This is a genomic window from Paraburkholderia phytofirmans, assembly GCF_046028095.1.
GTDB lineage: Bacteria > Pseudomonadota > Gammaproteobacteria > Burkholderiales > Burkholderiaceae > Paraburkholderia > Paraburkholderia phytofirmans_A.
The window spans coordinates 191235-210965 of record NZ_JAQQDJ010000005.1; the positions used below are offsets into that span (position 1 = coordinate 191235).

Here is a 19731-nt window from a genome sequence, read left to right on the forward strand (position 1 = left end):
CAGCGATTCAAACCGCGACCCACACCTGGCCGTTTTCCACGCGCGCGGCAAACGCGCCGACCGAATGCGCCGGTGTTTCGAGGCACTCGCCGGTGCGCAGATCGAAGTGATGCTTGTAGATCGGCGAAGCGACCACGATGCGATCGCCGAGACTGCCGATCAGTCCGCGCGAAAGCACCGCCGCCTGCGAGCCCGGATCGAAGTTTTCGATCGCGTACACGATCGGGTCCGCGTCACCGTTGTTTACGTAAAAAACCGCGACCTGTTCGCCGTTGACGAGCGCGCAAACACCCGTGTTGGGCACGATGTCGTCGAGCGGGCAAACCGGCGTCCAGGCGCGTGGCAAGCGATCGTTGTTCATGACGGAAGTCCTCGGTGAATGATGCGGTTCGATCAAACGGTTTCGACGACAACGGGAATTTCGGCTAGCTTCGAGCGCCGCTCGGCGGGCGTGGCGGGCCGGATCTGGCCGCGCTCCTCGACGAACGCAACGTTGCTGTCCGACTCGGCGCTGTTGACGAAATGGCGGAAGCGCTTGCGCGTTTCGGGATCGGTGACGGCCTTCTTCCATTCACACTCGTAGGTGTCGACCACGTGCTGCATCTCCGATTCGAGTTCTTCGGCCACGCCGAGACGATCGTTGACGACCACGTCGATCAGATAATCGAGGCCGCCTTCGAGGCTCTCGCGCCACACGCTGGTGCGTTGCAGACGGTCGGCGGTGCGCACGTAGAACATCAGGAAACGGTCGATATAGCGCACCAGCGTCTCCTTATCGAGATCCGACGCGAGCAGTTCGGCATGGCGCGGTTTCATGCCGCCGTTGCCGCACACATAGAGATTCCAGCCCTTTTCGGTCGCGATGATGCCGACGTCCTTGCCTTGCGCTTCCGCGCATTCGCGAGTGCAGCCCGACACGCCGAACTTGATCTTGTGCGGCGTGCGCAGGCCCTTGTAGCGGTTCTCGATCTCCACCGCGAGACCCACCGAATCGCCGACGCCGTAGCGGCACCACGTCGAACCGACACACGACTTCACGGTGCGCAGCGACTTGCCGTACGCATGGCCGGATTCGAAACCGGCAGCGATCAGCTCTTCCCAGATGAGCGGCAATTGCTCGACGCGCGCGCCGAACAGATCGACACGCTGACCGCCGGTGATCTTCGTATAGAGGCCGTATTTCTTGGCGACCTGGCCGACCGCGATCAAACCGTCGGGGGTGACTTCGCCGCCCGCCATGCGCGGCACGACCGAATAGGTGCCGTCACGCTGAATGTTGGCGAGGTAATAGTCGTTGGTGTCCTGCAGCGAGGCGTGCTCCTTCTTCAGCACGAACTCGTTCCAGCACGACGCGAGCACGCTCGCCACCACCGGCTTGCAGATATCGCAGCCAAGGCCGTGGCCGTGCTTCGCGAGCAGTTCGCCGAAGCTGCGCACGCCTTCCACACGCACGATGTGATACAGCTCCTGGCGCGAATACGCGAAGTGTTCGCAGACGTGGTTGTTGACCGCGAGACCCTGCTTCTTCATCTCGGCCTTCATGACCTGCGTGACGAGCGGCACGCAACCGCCGCACGACGTGCCGGCGGTCGTCGCGCATTTCAAGGCGCCGATGTCGGTCGCGCCTGCACAAACGGCGGCGCACAACTCGCCCTTCGAGACGTTGTTGCACGAACAGATTTGCGCGGAAGCGGGCAAGGAATCGACGCCGAGTGCGGGTTTCGCATTGCCGTCGGCCGCCGGCAAGATCAGGAATTCAGGCGACGCCGGCAGTTCGATGCGGTTCAACATCATCTGCAGCAGCGTGCCGTATTCGCCGGCGTCGCCCACCATCACGCCGCCTAGCAGATATTTGCCGCACTCGGACACCACCAGCTTCTTGTAGACCTGCTTGCGCTCGTCGCTGAACTGGTAGGAGCGGCTGCCCGGCGTGTTGCCGTGCGCGTCGCCGATGCTCGCCACGTCCACGCCCATCAGCTTGAGCTTGGTGCTCATGTCGGCGCCGGCGAATTCGGCCGTATCGCCCAGCAGTTGTTTCGCCACCGCGCGGGCCATGTCGTAACCGGGCGCCACGAGGCCGAACAGTTGACCGTTCCACAGCGCGCATTCGCCGATCGCATAGATGTGCGGATCGCTCGTGCGGCACGCGTTATCGATCACGATGCCGCCGCGCGGGCCGAGCGTCAGGCCGCTTGCGCGCGCCAGGTCGTCACGCGGACGAATGCCCGCGGAGAACACGATCATGTCGGTGTCGAGATGGCTGCCGTCCGCGAATTGCATGCGGTGCGTGCCCTGCTCACCGTCGACGATCGCCGTGGTGTTCTTCTGCGTATGCACCGTCACGCCCAGTTCTTCGATCTTGCTGCGCAGCACGCGGCCGCCGCCGTCGTCCACCTGCACGGCCATCAGACGTGGCGCGAATTCGACCACGTGCGTTTGCAGGCCCATGTCGCGCAGCGCCTTCGCGCATTCGAGACCGAGCAGTCCGCCGCCGACCACCGTGCCCGTTTTCGAGCGCGCGCCGCATTCGCGCATCGCTTCAAGGTCGTCGATGGTTCGGTACACGAAGCAATCGGCGCGTTCACGGCCCGCCACGGGAGGCACGAACGGATAGGAGCCGGTGGCGAAAACCAGCTTGTCATAAGGCAATGTTTCGCCCGTCGATACCGTCACGGTGCGCGCATTGCGATCGATCGCCACGGCCTTCGCATTCAGCTTGAGCAACACGTTCTGGCGTTCGAAGAAGCCCGGCTCGACCAGCGACAGATCGTCCGCCGTCTTGCCCGCGAAAAACTCGGACAGGTGCACGCGGTCGTAGGCCGGCCGCGATTCCTCGCACAGCACCGTGATGTCGAGTCCGTGCGCGGCGTCTTGTGCGAGGCACTCGACCAGTTTGTGACCGACCATCCCGTGACCGATAACGATGATTTTCATGAGCGCGGTTTCCTCAATGTGCTGGTTGCGAGCAACGCCGTATGGCATGCGGCGAAAACGATTCTGGAAATAAAAACGGCGTCCCGCGAACCCAGTCGATGACTGAATTCGGGGGACGCCGTTGTCCTGACCTGTGCTGCAGCGAGTACTTTGTGTGCACTCGCGCCGGATCCACGTTGATCTGATGGCAAGGCTTAATGCAAAGCCTATGCCAGTTGCACGAAATGCCCGTGGCGAGGCCGTGGCGCGGGGCTTTGCGGCGAATCGCACGCATGCGCGGCGAAGCGGGCGCACGACGCGTTTTGATGCAGCGGAGCACATGGATGGTGCGACGCAGCACCCTGCACGTGCGAGATGCGCGCTCGCGAACGGTGCGCGGCGTGAGCGTTAAAGGCGTTAATCGTGAGGCACGGCAAGGCATACAGAGCGTCTGGCCGATGGATGGCTTAGTCCTTGCATAAGCAGTGGCGAGTTGATGGCGGCAACGCGGCCGCCACGACATGCGGCATATACCTATGCGGGCGAAACACAACGCTGTGTGTCGCCGCGCTTCAAGCGAAGCGGCAAACCAGCACACCACGCAGTAAACGGACAACGGCGTCCCCTCGTGATCATCACGAGCGGACGCCATTTTTTTATTGGGCGCCGGCGCGACAGCGATCGCCGGCCGACACAGAAGCGAAGGACACCGTGATAAACACCGCGATGAACACGAACACCGGCAAGGTCACCTTGTTGAGCGCCGGCCCCGGCGACCTCGATCTGCTTACGCTCAAGGCCGCGAAAGCGCTGGCCGCCGCCGATGTCGTGCTGCTCGACGACCTCGCGAATCCGGAGATCGTGACGCTGGCGCCGCAAGCACGGGTGATTCGCGTCGGCAAACGCGGCGGCTGCCGCTCCACGCCGCAAGCTTTTATCGAACGGCTGATGCGGCGCTATGCGCTCAAGGGCTTGCACGTGGTGCGGGTGAAAGGCGGCGAAGCCCTATTGTTCGGGCGCGCCGGCGAAGAGCTCGCGGTCTTGCGCGGCGCCGGCATTCCGGTCGAAATCGTTAATGGCATCTCGTCCGGGTTCGCGGCCGCCGCGGGACTCGGCATTTCACTCACGCATCGCCGCCATTGCCATGGCGTGAGTTTCGTGACCGCGCATACGGATGATCACGGCGAGCCGGACTGGGCCGCGCTGGCCGCGACACGAACAACGTTGGCGATCTATATGGGGATGCGGCGGATCGACAGTATCGCGGCCGCGCTGCTCGCGAGTTTGCCGGCCGATACGCCCGCCGCGGTCGTGCAATGGGCCGGTGGCAGCAACGAACGGCGTCTGATGAGCCGCCTTGACCGGCTCGCTGCGGATGCGACGAACGCGGGCTTCGGCAGCCCGGCAGTGATTCTGGTGGGCAGCGCGATCGGCGAAAGCGTCGAGCGCGTGTGGGCGGGTGATAACGGACGGCGCGACGAAGCGGCCATGATGCAAACCGACATGCCGAACGCGCGCGAGGCAATCGCGCAGGCCGCGTGATGAGCCGTCTACGCGCTTCTCAGCTGCTCAAGCTCAAACGCCCGTAGGCAGCCTCGCGACGAAGCACGTGCCCTCTTCTTCGGACGATCTTACTTCGAGCGTACCGCCATGTGCGCTCACGATCTGCTTGCAGATATAAAGGCCGAGCCCGAGGCCGCCGCCGGGCTTGCTGGTGGCCGGCCGCCAGTAGGGTTCGAAAACCTTGCTCAGACTCTCCGGCGCGATGGCATTGCCGCCGTTCAGAACGCTCAGCATGAGTTCGCCGTCTTCGATGCGTGCCCGCATCCGCACCGGGAACTCGGCCGCGCCATGCGTCACTGCGTTGCCGAGCAGGTTCGAGAGCAACTGCTGCACACGCGTGCGGTCGCAGCGCACCCGCGCAGGGATGGCGATATCGTCGGCGAGGATCCGGTCCGGATTGGCCTCGCGCACTTCGGCGACCACCACTCGCAGCGCCATCGCCAGATCGTCGACGTCGTCGATGGACACGCCGATGCCCGAGCCGAGCCGGCCGCGCGCGAAATCCATCACGTCGTCGATCAGGCGGGCCATGCGCAAGGTGGTGGACTTCAAACGCTGGCCGATCTTCACGAGATCCGGCTCGTTCTTGCGCAGCGACAGCAGTTCGGCCGTCGCGCTCACCGCCGACAGCGGATTGCGCAGGTCGTGTCCGAGCACAGCGATGAACTGCTCGCGCAGGCTGGAGTTCTCCCGCTCGTGGCGCAGCGCGGCCTCGGTGGCCTGGTGGCGGCCCTCGGTAGCGAGCTGGATCGCGATCAGCTCGGCGAATACTTCGAACATGCGCAAGGTGCGCGGATTCGAAACTTCGGCCGGATTCGGGTCGATCGCGCAGAGATTACCGAAATAGCTTCCGTCGGGAAGAATGATCGGTACGGAAATATAACTGCCCAGCTTGTAGATTTGCGCCGTGTGATGGCCTTGATAAACCGGGTCCGTGTGGAAATTGTCGATGACGATCGAAGCCCGCGCGGAGCGCGACTCGAAACACAGCGTGGTGTGCAGATCCAGATCGCCGCCGGCCGCCAGACCGAAGTTCACTTCGTCCTGCACCGCGCACGCCGTCCAGCGCTGCTCCGTGACCCGTGCCACGGCGGCAAAGCCCATGCCGGTGTTCTTGCAGATCATGCGCAGGATGGAAGGCACGGCGTCGATCCGCTGGACCGCCGCGATATCGCGGGCGATGTCACCGTCTTCGTCGTTGCCGGGCGGTAATTTATTCATAAGAAGCGGTGCCGCTTATCCTTGACGATCCGGCCTGAAAATCACTTTATTGAACATCGATTCTATCGGGACTTCAAATTGCTCACCTGTCAGGACCACAACCTGAGGGAAATCAGATGGCCCATCACCCAGCCGCACGCCTTCTGATCGCGGACGACGACCCGAATCTGCTGGCCGCTTACGTACTCTACTTCAGCGCGCATGGTTTCGAGATCCGGACCGCGCGCAACGGCCTCGATGCGCTGGCTCAATACTGCGCGTGGCATCCGCATGCCGCATTGCTGGACGTCGAAATGCCGCGTCTGGATGGACGCGCGGTGGCGCGGCGCATCCGCTACGTGGGCGATACTCCGGCGCCCACGCTGGTCGCGGTCACCGGGCTCGAACGCGCCGAGGAAGTGAGCGAATCGCTGCGCTCGGGCTTCGATCATCATTTCGTCAAGCCAGTGCCGATGCCGGTGATTCTCGCGGCGTTGACCGCGCGTGTGCGGCATTAGCCGGTGTTGTCCACCGAGGTGCTCCGGGTTCGCGCGCAACTCGCGCGCCCGAGGCTTTGACCGGTTTTATCCGCGTTTTACCCAATCACCGTCCGTCAATCGCCGAAGCCAAGTTCCGCTTCCACCGCCTGCCCCACGCGCAGCCATGTCCCGGCGCCGCTCGCGACCAACGCATTGTTACCGAACGTGACCGCTCCGTTTCGCTGCGAATTCGCGCGATAGACGCTCATCGTGTCGGTCGGCTCGTTCGGCCAGTCCGGATCGCGCGCGCCTTTCGCCTGGTCGATGGTCGGCATCGGACAGCGCGTGCACGGCTTGACCAGTTGCAGTTGCGCGCCCCCACCCGCTTCTTTGTCGACGCTCAGCGTCTCCACATAGTCCTCCTCATACGCGTCGAGCCCGGTCAGCACCACGTTGGGACGGAACCGGTCGACCGGAATGGACGGCGCGCCCTTGCCGTTCAGGCGCGTGTTCAGATCGTCCAGCGACGCCTGGCCGATCACCAGCAGCGGAAAACCATCGGCGAAATGGGTGGTCGCGCCGCCCACGCTCCCCGTGTAGTCCGGATCGACAATGCGCTCGCGTTCGGGATTAAAGCGCAACAGCCGCGCGGGCACGCCGAGAAACGTCGAGAACCACGCGGCGCATGCGTCGCCGGTGTCGAGCCCGTAAGCCGCGTCGCGCCAGACCCTGGTCTCTACCGCGGGCGGCGCCGCGAGCCGCGCGCTTTCCAGCGGCGTGCGCAACTCGCTCATGCCGGGCGCGCGGATCACGAGGTCCTCGGCGCCGAGTTCGACCTTGATCAGCGCCATGCGCGGATACGCGCGCTGCGTGAGCATGGCGCCGGCCGGGTCGGTGACCATCCAGCAGCGGTCGTATTCGAGGCCGGTGGCGAGCAGCCGCGCCTCGGTGAGCGCAATGCCCGCGCAGGATTTGATCGGATAGACGAATAGTTCGCTGATGGTCGGCATGGCGTGGGTGTGCACGTGGGGAGCGTGCGAATTCTTGTGTTTGATGCCTGATTGTAAAGCCCTAGCCTCTCTTCGTTCCAGACGGAATATCGGCCAAACGAACCGCCGAATACCGGACCTCGCGTTGCCGCCGTTTCTTCCGGCGGCGCTTGGACGTAAAATCCCCAGGCAAAGCGCTTGGGCAAGGACAAGGCCGGCGCCGCGGCATCCGCGCACAATGCGGATACTGGAAGGCTGCGTGCAACCCGCGCCGTCACCGAACATCAACGCGGCCGCCGCAGGCGTGCACGGTGTCATACCCGCGCGCGGCGGCCAGCCATCGAGGCCGAAGCCATCGTGCCAGGCGCGAGTGGCGACGTGGCCGAGTCGATCCTTACTCTAAACGAACCAGGAAATTCACTATGCTGAGCAAACCCGTGTTGACCGTCGCCGAAACGACCCGCATCCTCGAAGCCGCCCGCGCCGAAGCCGAGAAACACCAGTGGGCCGTCGCCATCGTGGTGGTGGACGATGGCGGCCATCAGCTCGGCATGCTGCGTCTGGACGGCAGCGCGCCGGCCAGTTCGTACATCGCGACCGAAAAGGCCCGCACTTCGGCGATCGGCCGCCGTGAAACCAAGGTATACGAAGACATGATCAACAACGGCCGCACCGCCTTCCTGAGCGCGCCGCTGCAAGGCACGCTGGAAGGCGGCGTGCCGGTGATCGTCGACGGCCAGGTGATCGGCGCGGTCGGCGTGTCGGGCGTCAAGTCGGATCAGGACGCGCAGATCGCCAAGGCAGGTATCGCGGCTATTGCCGCTTGAGTTTGCTGGCCGTTCCGTTCACAAGCCGACCAGAACGGCGGCCCTGAAGCAAAGAATCCAACCGTTGCACAACGCGGGCCGATGCCCCCTCATCGGCCCCATTCAGATAGATGGAGCAGTCGATGACTCAGATGAACACGCGCGGCGGACTGCAAGTCGCCGCCAACCTCGACCAGTTCGTCGAAACCGAAGCCCTGCCCGGCACCGGAATCGACAGCGCCGCATTCTGGTCGGGTTTCGACGCCCTCGTGCACGAGCTGGCGCCCAGGAACCGTGCGTTGCTCGCCGAGCGCGACCGACTGCAAACCGAGCTGGATAACTGGCATCGCGCCAATCCGGGTCCGGTGCGCGATCTGCGAGCGTATCGTGCGTTTCTCGAAGGCATCGGCTATATCGTGCCGGTGCCTGCCAGCGTCAAGGCCACGACCGACAACGTGGACAGCGAAATCGCCGAACAGGCCGGCCCGCAACTCGTGGTGCCGCTGTCGAATCAGCGCTATGCGCTGAACGCGGCGAACGCGCGTTGGGGCAGCCTGTACGACGCGCTGTACGGCACCGACGCGATTCCCGAAACCGGCGGCGCCGAAAAGCAGAAAGCCTTCAATCCGGTGCGCGGCGCCGCGGTGATCGCCTATGCCCGCAAGTTTCTCGACCAGGCCGCGCCGCTCGCGAACGGCTCGCATGCGGACGCCACGCGCTATAGCGTCGAAGCCGGCAAGCTGGTCGTCACGCTCAAGAACGGCACGAGCGAGCTGAAGACGCCGGCGCAATTCATCGGCTATCAGGGCGAGGAAAGCGCGCCGTCCGCGGTGCTGCTCAAGCACAACGGCCTGCACTTCGAAATCCAGATCGATGCGAGCGACTCGATCGGCAGGACCGATTCCGCGCACGTGAAGGACGTGGTGGTCGAAGCGGCGGTGAGCACGATCATCGACTGCGAAGACTCGGTCGCGGCCGTGGATGCGGACGACAAGGTCCTGCTCTACCGCAACTGGCTCGGCCTGATGACCGGCGACCTGACCGAAGAGGTCACGAAGAACGGCAAGACCTTCACGCGCCGGTTGAACGCCGACCGCGTGTACACCGCCGCGAACGGCACGGCGCCGGTGGTGCTGCATGGCCGCTCGCTGCTGTTCATCCGCAACGTCGGTCATTTGATGACCAACCCGGCGGTGCTGACCAAAGACGGCCATGAGATTCCGGAAGGCATTCTCGACGCCGTCATCACCACGCTGTGCGCGTTGCACGACCGCAAGCATCAGTTGAATTCGCGCACCGGCTCGATCTATATCGTCAAGCCGAAGATGCACGGCCCGGCCGAAGTCGCCTTCGCGAGCGAGCTGTTCGCGCGCGTGGAAGACCTGCTGAAGCTGCCGCGCAACACGATCAAGATGGGCATCATGGACGAGGAGCGCCGCACCAGCGTGAACCTGCTCGCCTGTATCGCCGAAGCGTCGGAGCGTGTCGCGTTCATCAACACGGGTTTCCTCGACCGCACCGGCGACGAAATGCACTCGGCCATGGAAGCCGGCCCGATGATGCGCAAGGGCGACATGAAGTCGAGCGCCTGGATCGCCGCCTATGAACGCAGCAACGTGCTGGCCGGTTTGAGCGCGGGCCTGCGCGGCCGCTCGCAGATCGGCAAGGGCATGTGGGCGATGCCCGATCTGATGCACGCCATGCTCGAACAGAAGATCGCGCATCCGAAAGCCGGTGCGAACACCGCATGGGTGCCCTCGCCGACCGCCGCCACGCTGCATGCGTTGCATTACCACCAGATCGACGTGCAAGCGGTTCAGCGGGAACTGGAGCGCACGGATTACGCGCAGGTGCGCGACGAACTGCTCGACGGCCTGCTGACGATTCCGGTCGTCGCCGAGGCGAAGTGGAGCGACGAGGAGATCCGCAGCGAGATCGACAACAACGCGCAGGGCATTCTCGGCTACGTGGTGCGCTGGATCGATCAGGGCGTGGGTTGCTCGAAGGTGCCGGACATTCATGATGTCGGCCTGATGGAAGATCGTGCCACGCTGCGTATTTCCAGCCAGCACATTGCCAACTGGCTGTATCACGGCGTGGTGCAGCGCGAGCTCGTCGAAGAGACCTTCAAGCGCATGGCGAAGGTGGTCGACGAGCAGAACGCGGGCGACCCGCTCTACAAGCCGATGGCGCCGGGCTTCGATACGATCGCTTTCAAGGCCGCGCAGGCGCTGGTGTTCGAAGGACGCCAGCAGCCAAGCGGCTACACGGAGCCGTTGCTGCACAAGTTCCGGCTGGAAGTGAAGAAGGAAGGTTAAGAGCTGGTTTGCCGGACCGCGTGTGATGCGTGGGCCGGCTGAAAGAAAGACGGGCGCCGCGTGGTTAGCGGTGCCCGTTTTAATGTGCGCGATGCTGCTGCGCGTTCATCTGCGTGATGAGTGTTGCGGCGGCTGTCGTGCCGGTGCTTGTGAGTTCGCGCCGCAGCCGCCCAAGCTTGCCTCAGCAGTTGTGTTGACGTTGCGACTAAGCCGCTTCCGCCGCAAGCTGCGCCGGCACGCCTTCCTGCATATTGCCCTGCATGTAAGCCTGCAAATACGCTTCAAAATCCGCCTTCACTTCCGGATGGCGCAGCGCGAATTCCACCGTCGCCTTCAGATAGCCGAGCTTGCTGCCGCAATCGAAACGCGTGCCGAAATAGCGATACGCAAGCACCTGCTCTTCCGTCAGCAGCGATTGCACCGCGTCGGTCAATTGCAGTTCGCCGCCCGCGCCCGGCTTCAACGCGCGGATATGCTTGAAGATGGTCGGCATCAGCACATAACGGCCCACCACGCCGAGATTCGACGGCGCCTTGTCCGGCGCCGGCTTCTCGACGATGCCCGACAGCTTGATCACGTTGTCTTCCCATTCGCGGCCGTCCACCACGCCGTACGAGCGGCTGTCTTCGCGCGCGATGGTTTCGACGCCGATCACCGAGCTGTGATAGTGGTTGAACGTATCGACGAGCTGGCTCATCACCGGCTTCGAGCTGTGCAGCAGGTCGTCGGCCAGAATCACGGCGAACGGGCTCTCGCCCACCAGTTTCTCGGCGCACAGCACCGCGTGGCCGAGACCGAGCGCTTCGGCCTGACGCACATAGAAACAATCGACGTTGGCCGGCTTGATGCTGCGCACCAGATCGAGCAGCTTCTGTTTGTTACGCGCCTCGAGTTCGGCTTCGATCTCGTAGGACTTGTCGAAATGATCTTCAATAGCGCGCTTGCTGCGGCCTGTCACGAAGATCATCTCGGTGATGCCGGCGGCGATCGCTTCTTCCACCGCGTATTGAATCAGCGGTTTATCCACGATCGGCAGCATTTCCTTAGGACTTGCTTTGGTAGCCGGCAGGAATCGTGTCCCGAGGCCCGCTACGGGAAACACGGCTTTGGTGACTTTCAGCATGGTAGGCATTCCCACATCGGTTAGAAATTAGTGTGTTCGCGGGCCTGGCGGCCAATCGATGTCGCCGGAAAGACTAGCAAAAAAATGACGCCAGTACGTATGTGAAATTTCCTCAATCCGAATAAATAAATTCATTCTCTTTCGATATGCCGCATCGTGCTAACAGCGAGCAACAATTACGCAATGAAATCGAATTATTTTCCGGCAATTCCGAAAATTTTACATATCCTGACAACTGGCCTTCAGATACGCCAGGCCCGCCGGCGGATCGGCCGCGGGCGCGCCTCGCGTCTCTTCCCGCCCGCGTTATTCGTTCTCGTCGAGCTGCGGCAGCTTGCCGGGGTTCATGCGAAAACGGCGAATCGGCTCATTGCGCAGCGCCTCCCGATAGGCGGACGCAGCGACAAGGATCAGTAGCACGGCAATGCCGGCGAGTAAATGCAGGTTCATGACTTCACCTCGGGTCAAGAGAATCCGTGGCTTAAATTAGCACGACAAAAGCGGTAAATAATTCGCGGCTGCATCTGCTTATGCTCAATTACAATTAGTCACAAAATCGCCGTTTAATTCGATTCAGCACGCAATTTTTTATCGATTTTTTACCCGCATCGTGCACTAGCATGTCATGCACCGCGGGCGCGAATGGCGCCCGCGCGAATCTGCCAATCTGCGAATCTGCATTTCTCCCCTCCGTCAGAATAAGGACCGCGTATGAGCGACTCAGCACTGGATGCCGCCGGCTCATCCCTGCCCCTCTCCCCGCCTCGCACCGCCGCCGCGCCGCGCGCCCAGAGCGAAGCGCGCGCCGACAGCGCCGGCAAGGAGCATGTCATCGACGCCATGCGGGGCTTCGCCGCGCTGCTGGTGGCGTATTTTCATTGCCGCCAGGTGGAATGGGTCGGCATGCAGGCGTTTCACCAGAGCGTCGGCCATGCATTCAGTCTGAATGCGATCGCCGCGTATCTGACGTTCCCGATTGCATGGGGCTCAGCCGGCGTGCCGATTTTCTTCGTGATCAGCGGTTATTGCATTCACCGCGGCGGCGCGCTGCGCCTGGCCCGCAATCCCGCTTACCGGCTCGATACGGGCAATTTCTGGGTGCGCCGCTTTGCACGCATTTATCCCGTGCTGCTCGCGGCGCTCGTGCTGACCTTCGCGCTCGACTGGTTCAGCCTGCAATTGCCGCCCGTCAATCACAAGATCCGCGAGATCGGCCTGCAGGCTTTCCTCGTCAATCTGTTTTCGCTGCAAGGCGTGGCCGGCAAGACGTTCGGATCGAACGGCGCGCTCTGGACGCTCTCGCTCGAAGTGCAGTTCTACGCAATCTATCCGCTGCTGTTCGCGCTGCGCCGGCGTATCGGCATGACCTCCGTGCTGGCGATCGTCGCGCTCGTCAACGTCGTGTCAGCTTACGTGCTCGAACGCCACGACATCCAGTTCTTCACGTCGTACTGGTTTTCGTGGACGCTCGGCGCGTGGATCGCCGACGCCCGCGCGCATCGCGCGCCGCAGGCCCGCTCGTCGATGTGGCTCTACGCGCTCGCCGCGGGCTTCGTCGCGCTCGGCTGCGCCGCCTTTCATTTCGGCCAGTATGGTGCGTTCCAGCTCTGGGCGGTCGGCTTCGCGTTCTACCTGTACAAGGCGCTGGAGCGCGGCAATCCGGAGCGCGGCCCCACCTTCGGCACGCGTTTGCTGTCGCGCTTCGGCGATTTCAGCTTCTCGCTCTATCTGATCCATCTGCCGATCTTCGTGCTGCTGTCGTCGCTGCTGTTCCGCTCGTCGCTGCAAATGTCGATCTGGCCGTCGTTCGGCTACATGCTGGTCGCCGTGCCGGTGGCGTATGTGTTCTACCGGCTGGTCGAGTTGCCGGCGATGAAGTGGTCGGCCAGTTTCAAGCCGAAAGCGGCTTTGAAAGAGGCCTGAGCCAACGCAGCAAAACCGCGCGATAAAAAAACGGAGCGATCGTCGTGAGACTTTCGCTCCGCTGCGCCAACGGCAGGAACCGGCCGAGTCCCTGCCTACCCCGCGTAGAACCTTCCTAAGCCGTTTTCGGCCCCGTCACGCGCTTCAGAATCCGTTCGACACCCTCGACATAGGCGGCGGTGCCGAACCGGCTCAGCGCCGTCTGATACCCGTTCCTGACCAGCCGGTTGCGCAGTTCGTCGTTCGAGCGCAATTCGGCAAGCGCGTCGGCGAGGCCGTGCGCGTCCCCTGGCGTGCACAGCACGCCGTTCTCGTAGTCGTCGACGATCTCCAGCACGCCGCCCGCGCGCGCCGCCACCACCGGCCGCTGCGCCAGCATGCCTTCGACGATCACGCGGCCGAACGGCTCCGGCGTGATCGACGTATGGACGACCGCGTCGACCGCGCACATGCAGGCCGCGATATCGTGCTGGAAGCCGAGAAAATGCACCCGAGCGCCGAGGTTGTGCGCGGCGACGAACGCGTGCAGTTCGATCTCGTACTGGTCCTCGCCGAAGAGCGGCGCGCCCACTAGCACCGCATGCATCTGCGGATTGAGCACCATCGCTTCGAGCAGCACATGCTGCCCTTTCCAACGCGCGAGGCGGCTGAACGAGCCGACCAGAAACGCGTCCTCCGGCAAGCCGAGGCGCTTGCGCAGCGTTGCTTGCGGCACCGCGCGCAACGCGTCGAACGGCGCGGCGGAAATGCCGTTGAACACCACGTCGATACGCTTTTCGTCGAACTGCGTGAGTTCGGCGAACGCGCGCGCCGACGCGGCCGAGTTGGCGATCACATGCGTGAGGCCGAGACGCGCGCACCATTTGATGATCGCCAGTTGCTTGCCGCCGAAATGCTCCGGGCTCACGATATCGCGCAGATGCCAGACTACCGGACGCCGCGCCAGCTTGCCGGCGAGCGCGCCGATCACCATGGCGCGCTGGGTGTTCGCATAGATCACGTCAGCGTTGCGCGCGCGTTTGGCAGTGGCGCGCACGAGCGATACCAAACCCTTGAGCGCCTGGCCCTTCGGCATCGAGCCGCCCTGCTTGCGAACATGGCGCAGCGCGCCTGCATCCAGCACGTCGACGGCCACGCCCGCTTTGGCGAGCGCGGTGCGGAACGGGCCGTCGTCGAACAGCACGACCTCGATGCGCGAGCGCAACGCCTTGACGATTTCCAGCAGCGACAGTTCAGCGCCGCCCAGCACACCGCTTTGATCGACCGCCAGAATGCGCGGACCGTTCGCCACGGTTGGCGCTTTATACGGCACGTACGGCGGCAGCGTCGCCGTACGCAGCGCCGGCACCGCCGCCCGCACATGCGAGAAGAAGCGCTCGCGGAAATGCGCGGCGGAGAACTGCTCGGCGTTCGCGCGGCAGTCGAGCGGCGAAAAACGCTTCACGTGGCCGTCGAAACGCTCGACCGCGGCGATGATCGACTCGGCGTTCTGTTCGTCGAAGAACATGCCGGTGGGCCGCGGCTCGGACAGATCGCGCACGGTTTCGAGCGCGCCACCCTTGCCGTAGGCGATCACCGGCGTGCCGCAGGCCTGCGCTTCGACGACCGAAATACCGAAGTCCTCTTCCGCGGCGAACACGAAGGCCTTCGCGCGGCTCATCTTTTCCTTGAGCACCTTGAACGGCTGATAGCCCATGATCTCGACGTTCGGCCCCGCTTTCGCGCGGATCTTCTGCATGTCGGGACCGTCGCCGATCACGACGAGCCTGCGCTGCGGCATGCGAGCGAATGCCTCGACGATCAGATCGATCTTCTTGTACGGCACCATGCGCGAGGCGGTGAGATAAAAGTCGTCCTTGTCGGTGCACAGTGCGAAGGCTTCGACATCGACCGGCGGGAAGATCACTTTCGCGTCGCGCTGATAGACCTTCCTGATACGCCGCGCGATGAACTCGGAGTTGGCGACGAAGCCATCCACTGCATTCGAAGTGCGGATATCCCAGTTGCGCATGTAATGCAGAATCAGCCGCGCCATGGCCGATTTCGGGCCGTTGGTCAGCTTCGACTGCTTGAGGTATTGATGCTGCAAGTCCCACGCATAGCGGATCGGCGAATGCACGTAGCTGATATGCACCTGGTCGGGGCCGGTCAGAATGCCCTTGGCAACAGCGTGGCTGCTCGAAATCACCACGTCGTACGCGGACACGTCGAGCTGTTCGATCGCGAGCGGCATCAGCGGCAGATACGAGCGGTACTTGGTGCGCGCGAGCGGCAGCTTCTGGATGAACGAGGTCGTGACGGACTTGCCGCGTAGGAAGCTGCGGTCGTCGAGAAAATCGACGAGGCTGAACAGGTCCGCGTCCGGAAAGCACGCGACGATCTGTTCAAGCACCTTCTCCGCGCCCGCGTAGGTCACGAGCCAGTCGTGCACGATCGCGACGCGCACTGTTTTATCTGCGCGCAGCGCGTTGCGGCGCGTCGGCGCCTGAACGCCGGGAACGGTGGTGAGTTCGGCCAGTGCGCTGCGCGTCGCGGGTTGCAGCACGGCTTCTTCAAGGACTTCGTGGTTCATGCGCTTTTCCTCGGATTCAGTCGCAACAGCAGTGAACGCGCAAGATCGCGCAAGGCGGGTGTCATCGTGATCGACCAGGCGACATTCGCGCCTACCATCAATACGCCGGCGACAATCGCCATTGCGAGACCCGGCAGGAAGCTGGCGAGCCACAGGCTGGCCAGCAGGAAAGCAAGGTGAGCGAGCATGTCGAGCGCGATCTGCTTTGCACGGATCGCGGATAATCGCAGCAGCACCGCGTAGTCGAACAGCGCGCGGCCGGCCACGGCCACCGCCGCGCCGGTCAGGCCGAAACGCGTGATGCCGAACCACAATGCCCCTGCAAACAAGGGCAATTCGAACAAACCGACGCGCGCGGCCGTAGCGGGATTGACCTGCGACTGGATCAGAATCCGCGTGACGTTCGCCTGCCCGACGAGCCACACGGCGACGATCATGATGCGGCCCACGGGCGCCGCCACGGTGGCGATCTCATTGCCCACCCACAGATGCAGAAACGGTTCGAGCACCAGCATCGCGACCAGCGCGACCGGCGTGAACACGCCGTTGAGAAATTCGAGCGACTGCTGCGTGATGGTGTCTGCATCGGCGCGTCCCACTGCGGAGAGCCGCGGAAACAATGTGCGCACCAGCGCCGTCGGCACGATGTTCAACCGCGTGACAAGGTTCTGCGGCACCGTGTAATACGTGACGAAACGCGCGCCAAGGCTCGTGCCGAGCATCACGCGGTCGAGCGAATCGGCGATCATGGTGGTGACGCTCGCAATCAGCATCCAGCCGCCGAAATTGAACAGCCCCTTCGCCACGCCGAATTGCGGCGGCAGAATGCGGCGGATTTCCAGCACTTTCAGCGCCGAGCGGCCCAGCAAAAGCGCAGCCACGATCCGCGCGAACACCGCGGCGGCCAGCACGTTCTGCAAGGTCGCGCCCATCCACAGCGCGGCGCCGAGCGGCAGCAACTGGAATAGAAACGTGCCGATGGTCTGATTGGTGTTGTAGACGCCAAAGCGTTCCGCGCCGTTGATCGCGCCGGCGAACACCCACGAAACGTTGGCAATCGGGATCGCGACCGCGAGCCACGGCAGCGCCATATACACCTCGTGCTGCAGCTCGGGCGACACCTTGGTGAAATACGCCGTGTAGAGAAACGCGCCGAAATAAATGATCAATCCGCCGATCACGCCGGTCGCAAGATTGAGCCACGTCGCGCTCCAGAACACACGCGCGCTCTCTTCCTTGTCGCCGGATGCGCGCGCCTTCGAGATGTGATTCTGCGCGGCCATGCTCATGCCGAGATCGAGAATGCCGAAGTAGCCGATCAGCGTCCACACGAGGCTGATCACGCCGTAGCGCTCGACGCCGAGCAGCTTGATATACGACGGCACGGTCACGAGCGAGACGAAAGTCGGCAGCACCAGCCCGAAGAAGTTGATCGCTACGTTCTTGAGAATGCCTTTGTCCATCGGATGCCTTGGGTTTGACTACGTTTGCCTGCGGGTTGCCTTGTCATGCGCCTGAAGCGCTCATGCCTCGTTCATCAAGGCTTCCAGCGGTACATCATTACTTTGCCGCGCGCGTCTTCCTCGACGAACACGAGGTACTCGCCATTGGCGCGTTTGGCGGCGCTGATGCCGTTTGGCACATCGACCCAGCCCGACGCGCGGCCCACTTCCGGGCCTGGCCGGATCACACCGAGCTCCTTGCCGCTGTCCTTGTCCCACACGTGCACCGCGCCGACCGGCTCGACGCCGAAAATGTATTGGCCTTCGACCGTCAGGCCGATGATGGTGGCGATGGGTTTGCTCTGCGTCTGCCACGGCAGCGTGATCGCATAGCGCTGTACCGGGTTGCCGCTCGACCATTTGTCGTAGCGCACCAGCACGCGGCCCACTTCTTTCCAGAAGCCGCGATCGACCGGCGTGTCGGGCGTGTAGCCGCTCACGTACATCGTGTCGGTGTCCGGGTCGTAGATCGCGCGATGCAGTTCCGTGAACGGTTGCGGCACCGGGTACTGCGTCATGTTCGAATACGCGTAGACCGGATTGCCCTTCGCATCCAGCCCGCCGAAACGGAAGCGATAGATGCCCTTGGTGTCGCGCGTGCGCCAGATGTCGCCGCCGGTGTCGACCCACCAGCCCCAGCCCCCCGCGAGCTTCGTGCCGCTCGTGTTGAGCGTAAATTCGTCGGTGTTGAACTTGCCGTCGCCGTTCGTATCGCGCCAGATCCAGTCGCCGCCCGGCGGCGCATTCGGCACCTTGGCCACCGCGCGCTCGCGTCCCGCGATGAAGCCAGAAGGAATCGCCGTTTCGCCGTCGTGCTGCGCATCGAAGCGATAGATCTTCAGATGGTCCGCGTACATGTCCGTGAGGTACAGGAAAGTGCGGCCCTTCAATTTGCGGGCGATCGGCAGGCCCGGATACTGATCGGTGTGGAACACCGGATCGTCCGGGTACTTGAAACGGTTGGAGAGGAAACCTGCGTATTTCCAGTCCTGTCCCGCCGGCTTCGACAGATCGAGTTCGAAACGCTTGTTGCCGGTATAGACGCTGTCCGGGCGCGACGGATCGATCCACGCGCCATCGACGAACAGGAGCCCCTGCACCTGCCAGTTCTGCCTGCCATCCGGCGCATAGCTTTCGAGCGTTGCTCCGAGGCCCGCGCCGATCGGGTCGTAACGCGGACCGATGCCGTTGGTCGACACATACACGTTGCCGCGCGCATCCACGCCCACGCCAGTGAGTCCGTTGAAACGCTGCGGGCCCGGCTTGCCGGCGACGCCGCTAAAAATGCCGCCGCGCTCGCCGAGCGCGCCCGACTCGCTATAACGTCCGTTACTCCTGCTGAAATACAGCACCTGCTGACGCGGACCGTTATCCGCGATCAGGATGCGGCCTTGCGCGTCGACCGCGATATCCACCGCGATCGTTCCGCCAGGCAGCGTGAAGTTTTCGTCGATGCGTTTGCCCGTGGACGTGTAGTGCTCGACATGCGGCTCACGATCGTTGCGCGTGCCGCTCAACACCCACAGCGTGCCGTCCGGCGCCAAGGCGATGCGGCCCGGCTCATGCACGCTCCAGGTGGTTTTCTGCTGCATCGATTCCGCGTCGTACACCTCGATGCGATCGCGCGTCGTGTTGGCCGCGTACAGCGTGGTGTCGTTCGCGGCGAGACCGCCGATCTCGGCGCTCGTGCCGGTCGGCACTTCGTTCATCATCAGGAAGCCGGCGGCCAGTTGCGCATGCGGATCGGCACTCTTCGCGGCGGGCTGGAACGGCGCGGCACGCTTCGGATCGGCAATCTCCCGGCGCGAAATGCCGTACCACTGCTTGCCCTTCTCCGGCCACACACCCTGCTCGACCAGGCGTCCTTTTTCATTGCCGACCGCGATCGCAACGAACACGTACTTGCGATTCAAAGCGACCGCGTTGCCGCCGCCATTGCCCCAGCCATGCGTGCCGCCCGCGAAGCCGAGCATCTTGCCGTTCTGATAGACGCTCGCTTCAGCGCCGCTTTCGTCCCATGGCGCGTTCGTATAGACCTTGCCGTCGGGCGCCACCGCAATCGCGGTGATGTTGATCTGCGCCCAGCTGCCGTCGCCGAAACCGAAGGTATTGCCGATCCACGACGTTTTCGCGTTCAACGCGGTTTCCGCATGCGCCGTGAAACTGGCCGCTCCCGCAGTCAGTCCGGCGGCGCACGCAAAAATAGCGAGCCAGCTTTTGAACGTGAAACGGGGCAAGGTATTTCCTCCAATCAGCGCCGCGCGCGGGCAACGAAGCTCGCGCGAAAACACAACTCAATGAATGACGTTACGAATCGCGGTCGATCTCGTGATGCAGACCGCT

At 63.4% G+C, this 19731-nt stretch carries 14 protein-coding genes; 5 read left to right on the forward strand and 9 right to left on the reverse strand.

The window, feature by feature from the left end:
- Window positions 1-7 precede the first annotated feature (7 nt).
- Window positions 8-361 (reverse strand): nitrite reductase small subunit NirD, encoded by a 354-nt coding sequence (gene nirD / locus PQR54_RS16695; protein ID WP_408247513.1) that lies wholly within the window; start codon window positions 359-361, stop codon window positions 8-10.
- Window positions 362-393: 32 nt separating this feature from the next.
- A complete protein-coding gene (nirB, locus tag PQR54_RS16700) occupies window positions 394-2934 on the reverse strand; it encodes a nitrite reductase large subunit NirB (protein ID WP_408247515.1) in 2541 nt (846 codons plus the stop codon).
- Window positions 2935-3639: 705 nt separating this feature from the next.
- Between nirB and cobA the strand changes: the two genes are divergently transcribed.
- On the forward strand, window positions 3640-4455 hold the full coding sequence (gene cobA / locus PQR54_RS16705) for a uroporphyrinogen-III C-methyltransferase (protein ID WP_408247516.1): 816 nt from the start codon (window positions 3640-3642) through the stop codon (window positions 4453-4455).
- A 33-nt stretch (window positions 4456-4488) separates the two neighbouring features.
- Here the strand turns inward: cobA and PQR54_RS16710 are convergent, their stop codons facing one another.
- Window positions 4489-5697, reverse strand: coding sequence for a GAF domain-containing sensor histidine kinase (locus tag PQR54_RS16710; RefSeq protein ID WP_408247518.1), 1209 nt, complete (start codon window positions 5695-5697; stop codon window positions 4489-4491).
- Window positions 5698-5813: 116 nt separating this feature from the next.
- Between PQR54_RS16710 and PQR54_RS16715 the strand changes: the two genes are divergently transcribed.
- Window positions 5814-6194 carry a response regulator gene (locus tag PQR54_RS16715; RefSeq protein WP_408247520.1) on the forward strand — a complete coding sequence of 127 codons (381 nt, stop codon included), beginning with the start codon at window positions 5814-5816 and terminating at the stop codon, window positions 6192-6194.
- 95 nt (window positions 6195-6289) lie between these two features.
- Here PQR54_RS16715 and PQR54_RS16720 read toward each other — a convergent pair whose 3' ends face one another.
- Window positions 6290-7165 carry an MOSC domain-containing protein gene (locus PQR54_RS16720; RefSeq protein WP_408247522.1) on the reverse strand — a complete coding sequence of 292 codons (876 nt, stop codon included), beginning with the start codon at window positions 7163-7165 and terminating at the stop codon, window positions 6290-6292.
- Between the two features lie 401 nt (window positions 7166-7566).
- Between PQR54_RS16720 and PQR54_RS16725 the strand changes: the two genes are divergently transcribed.
- A complete protein-coding gene (locus PQR54_RS16725; RefSeq protein ID WP_408247524.1) occupies window positions 7567-7971 on the forward strand; it encodes a GlcG/HbpS family heme-binding protein in 405 nt (134 codons plus the stop codon).
- A 122-nt stretch (window positions 7972-8093) separates the two neighbouring features.
- The gene (locus PQR54_RS16730; protein WP_408247526.1) at window positions 8094-10268 is read left to right on the forward strand and encodes a malate synthase G; all 2175 of its coding nucleotides are present in this window, start codon (window positions 8094-8096) and stop codon (window positions 10266-10268) included.
- A 205-nt stretch (window positions 10269-10473) separates the two neighbouring features.
- On the opposite strand, the gene galU is transcribed toward PQR54_RS16730, so the two are convergent.
- Window positions 10474-11391 (reverse strand): UTP--glucose-1-phosphate uridylyltransferase GalU, encoded by a 918-nt coding sequence (gene galU / locus PQR54_RS16735; protein ID WP_408247528.1) that lies wholly within the window; start codon window positions 11389-11391, stop codon window positions 10474-10476.
- Between the two features lie 306 nt (window positions 11392-11697).
- The gene (locus PQR54_RS16740; RefSeq protein WP_165923841.1) at window positions 11698-11841 is read right to left on the reverse strand and encodes a hypothetical protein; all 144 of its coding nucleotides are present in this window, start codon (window positions 11839-11841) and stop codon (window positions 11698-11700) included.
- Window positions 11842-12102: 261 nt separating this feature from the next.
- Here PQR54_RS16740 and PQR54_RS16745 point away from each other — a divergent pair, with 261 nt between their 5' ends.
- Window positions 12103-13314: an acyltransferase family protein gene (locus PQR54_RS16745; protein ID WP_408247530.1), complete on the forward strand. Its 1212-nt coding sequence runs from the start codon at window positions 12103-12105 to the stop codon at window positions 13312-13314.
- 115 nt (window positions 13315-13429) lie between these two features.
- Here PQR54_RS16745 and PQR54_RS16750 read toward each other — a convergent pair whose 3' ends face one another.
- The 3 genes from PQR54_RS16750 to PQR54_RS16760 form a co-directional block, all read right to left on the reverse strand.
- A complete protein-coding gene (locus PQR54_RS16750; protein ID WP_408247532.1) occupies window positions 13430-15886 on the reverse strand; it encodes a glycosyltransferase family 4 protein in 2457 nt (818 codons plus the stop codon).
- The gene (locus tag PQR54_RS16755; RefSeq protein ID WP_012432977.1) at window positions 15883-17349 is read right to left on the reverse strand and encodes a flippase; all 1467 of its coding nucleotides are present in this window, start codon (window positions 17347-17349) and stop codon (window positions 15883-15885) included. The genes PQR54_RS16750 and PQR54_RS16755 overlap by 4 nt, the downstream gene beginning before the upstream one ends.
- 74 nt (window positions 17350-17423) lie before the next feature.
- The gene (locus PQR54_RS16760) at window positions 17424-19625 is read right to left on the reverse strand and encodes an NHL repeat-containing protein (RefSeq protein WP_408247535.1); all 2202 of its coding nucleotides are present in this window, start codon (window positions 19623-19625) and stop codon (window positions 17424-17426) included.
- Window positions 19626-19731 lie beyond the last annotated feature (106 nt).

Coding starts and splice junctions, on each gene's coding strand:
- nirD (WP_408247513.1), bottom strand. CDS start 361: ATGAACAACGATCGCTTGCCACGCGCCTGGACGCCGGTTTGCCCGCTC.
- nirB (WP_408247515.1), bottom strand. CDS start 2,934: ATGAAAATCATCGTTATCGGTCACGGGATGGTCGGTCACAAACTGGTC.
- cobA (WP_408247516.1), top strand. CDS start 3,640: ATGAACACGAACACCGGCAAGGTCACCTTGTTGAGCGCCGGCCCCGGC.
- PQR54_RS16710 (WP_408247518.1), bottom strand. CDS start 5,697: ATGAATAAATTACCGCCCGGCAACGACGAAGACGGTGACATCGCCCGC.
- PQR54_RS16715 (WP_408247520.1), top strand. CDS start 5,814: ATGGCCCATCACCCAGCCGCACGCCTTCTGATCGCGGACGACGACCCG.
- PQR54_RS16720 (WP_408247522.1), bottom strand. CDS start 7,165: ATGCCGACCATCAGCGAACTATTCGTCTATCCGATCAAATCCTGCGCG.
- PQR54_RS16725 (WP_408247524.1), top strand. CDS start 7,567: ATGCTGAGCAAACCCGTGTTGACCGTCGCCGAAACGACCCGCATCCTC.
- PQR54_RS16730 (WP_408247526.1), top strand. CDS start 8,094: ATGACTCAGATGAACACGCGCGGCGGACTGCAAGTCGCCGCCAACCTC.
- galU (WP_408247528.1), bottom strand. CDS start 11,391: ATGCTGAAAGTCACCAAAGCCGTGTTTCCCGTAGCGGGCCTCGGGACA.
- PQR54_RS16740 (WP_165923841.1), bottom strand. CDS start 11,841: ATGAACCTGCATTTACTCGCCGGCATTGCCGTGCTACTGATCCTTGTC.
- PQR54_RS16745 (WP_408247530.1), top strand. CDS start 12,103: ATGAGCGACTCAGCACTGGATGCCGCCGGCTCATCCCTGCCCCTCTCC.
- PQR54_RS16750 (WP_408247532.1), bottom strand. CDS start 15,886: ATGAACCACGAAGTCCTTGAAGAAGCCGTGCTGCAACCCGCGACGCGC.
- PQR54_RS16755 (WP_012432977.1), bottom strand. CDS start 17,349: ATGGACAAAGGCATTCTCAAGAACGTAGCGATCAACTTCTTCGGGCTG.